The 2,324-nt window shown below is 41.7% G+C and carries 2 protein-coding genes; both read right to left on the bottom strand.

Going from position 1 to position 2,324, the window contains the following annotated elements:
• Positions 1-317: 317 nt before the first annotated feature.
• The gene (locus QL229_RS20485; RefSeq protein ID WP_063528616.1) at positions 318-1,406 is read right to left on the bottom strand and encodes an IS91 family transposase; all 1,089 of its coding nucleotides are present in this window, start codon (positions 1,404-1,406) and stop codon (positions 318-320) included.
• Positions 1,403-2,236: a tyrosine-type recombinase/integrase gene (locus QL229_RS20480; RefSeq protein WP_063528612.1), complete on the bottom strand. Its 834-nt coding sequence runs from the start codon at positions 2,234-2,236 to the stop codon at positions 1,403-1,405. The genes QL229_RS20485 and QL229_RS20480 overlap by 4 nt, the downstream gene beginning before the upstream one ends.
• Positions 2,237-2,324 lie beyond the last annotated feature (88 nt).

The following is a 2,324-nucleotide window of genomic DNA, read 5'->3' as shown; positions in this document are numbered from 1 at the left end:
TAACATTTTAGTATTTATGCGACACGCAGTTTGTGTTGCATAATCGCTTGTTGGACTGAGCCGCTACCTACTCGGTGTGTCAGAGTTGGTGTTGTTTATGCTATGGGAATTTGCTTTTTCTGGCCTAAGCGATATCAAGCCAACGTTACTGGCGAGCCTATCGTATCTAAGCTATCCCTGCTTTACTCAGCGTTTATTATGCTTCCATTACACCTAAATTTGCCTTAAGAAGCAATTATATTTTTACGCACGCAGAGGTCGTTAGCCTGAGCAATTAAGCAGGTTAACTCATTGATTTTAAGCAGCAAGCAAGGCTGCTAACTCGTTCGCACTATTTCATTTGTCGGCGTATCTGAATTCATCACACCAATAAATCGTAAAATACCCACCTTGCATGACTGGCAAGGCCAATGCGGTATCAGTGTTACGTTTTCTGTCTTTAGCTTCTCCACTTTACCTCTGTGTGATTCTTGTGACCTTATTAATGCTAACTTTCGCTTGCGACACGCATTAGCTAAAAAGCCATAGTGGCGAATGCGCATAAACCCTTTGGGCAATACATGTTGTAAGTAGCGCCGTAAAAATTCATCACAACTCAGAGTCATGACTTTATCGCGGTTGTTATCTGCATAATCGCGGTATTTAAAGCTCACTGTTTCTTCAGTCGCTGACACTAATCGCGATTCTGACATCACGCCTTTTCGGGTATAACGAGCAAGGTAACTAACTAGCTTTTCACTGTACGTTAAACAGGCTTTGCTATACACACACCACTTTGTTGGGGTGTTTATCTTCGCGAATGAACTATCGCATTCATTGAGTTCCGCTAGCATTTTACCCCTAAAGACTGTTGATAACGCTTTTACGGGGTATAAATAGCCTTTTTCTATTTCATGCCAGTGCGCTTTATTTAGCGCCCCTGCGGGTATCAAACAATGCAAGTGGATATGCTGACTTAAGTTCTGCCCCCACGTATGCAGTACGCTTGTCATGCCTAACTGACCATGCTTTTTCCGTTTCGCAAATTTACTTAGCGTTTGCCATGTCGCTTTAAATAAACACTGATACAACGCATTTGGGTTATAGTGAGCAATGATATTCAACTCATGAGGGAGTGTAAAAACAAGGTGGAAATACCTACATGGTAATAAATCCTCCTGCTGTTTTTGCACCCATTTAGCCGTAGCCATGCCTTGGCAACGCGGGCAATGACGGTCTCGACAGCTACATCCAATCTTTTGCGACTCCCCACAGCTATCACATTGCCATGCTTGATAACCGAGCTGACCCGTTCTGCATGATTGAAGGTGCTGACACACGCGCAGTTGTTGATAACTCACCGTATGATGTTGGCGATAACTCTCAAAGCTTGAGTTTAAAATATCAGCGAGGTGTAAGGCGTTCATTGTTTACTCCAGCTCGCAAGCAAATCAATGCCGCCATGACCTAACTCTGGTAACCAATGTAAGTAACTTTGTGTGGTTTTAATATCACTGTGGCCAAGCTGATGTTGCAGTTGATGAAGTGGCATACCTGATTCAAGTTGGTGTGTTGCATAAGCATGGCGTAAAGTATGTGGATTACAGTGCTTTAAGCCACACGCTTGTGCATGTTTTCTCAATGGCTTCCTGAAGGTTGATGCTGACATAGGTTTATCCATTAATAACCGTGAATAGAACATCCAACCTGTTGGGTGATACATTTTCCAATAACAACGTAATTGAGCCAGCACGCTATCTGATACAACCACATAGCGTGATTTATCCCCTTTACCTTGTTCAATTAAAATAGTTTTACGCTGTCCATCGATATCTTGCACTTTAATGCGTAGCAGTTCATTAATACGTAAGCCACACCCATAGCACACCATAATCAATGTTTTTAAGCGCATATCGGTGCAACTTTCTATAAGCCGTCGCATGTCATCGCGCGATAAATACGTGGGTGCGCGAAGTTTTACTTTTGGCAGTACAATATCTAAGTTAAGTGGCCGATGTAAAATATTCTTAAACAAGAACCAAATACTGTTTATCTGTATTTTTTGGCTTGCTCTAGAAAGTTTACGAATCGCAGGATCGTTAAAAAAGGCGTTAAGTTCCTCATCAGTAATCGAATCGAGCGGTTTATTAAAATAATGACTGAGTTTTAGTAAATGTTCACAGTAGCTTTTACATGTACTTTGCGAATAACCACGATAGGCTATTTCAGTTTTGACTTGTTCAATGAGTGTATTCATGACTTACCTCCAAGTTATGGGATAACCCCAAGGTAAGTGTGGCTCAAATTATAAGAATAGGATCTCCGCGTAGCGGCTTAGTTCAACA

The organism is Pseudoalteromonas sp. PAR1 (assembly GCF_947311895.1).
GTDB classification, from domain to species: domain Bacteria; phylum Pseudomonadota; class Gammaproteobacteria; order Enterobacterales; family Alteromonadaceae; genus Pseudoalteromonas; species Pseudoalteromonas lipolytica_C.
Note: the sequence above shows the minus strand (reverse complement) of the source record. Positions and strands in the feature narration are given on the sequence as shown.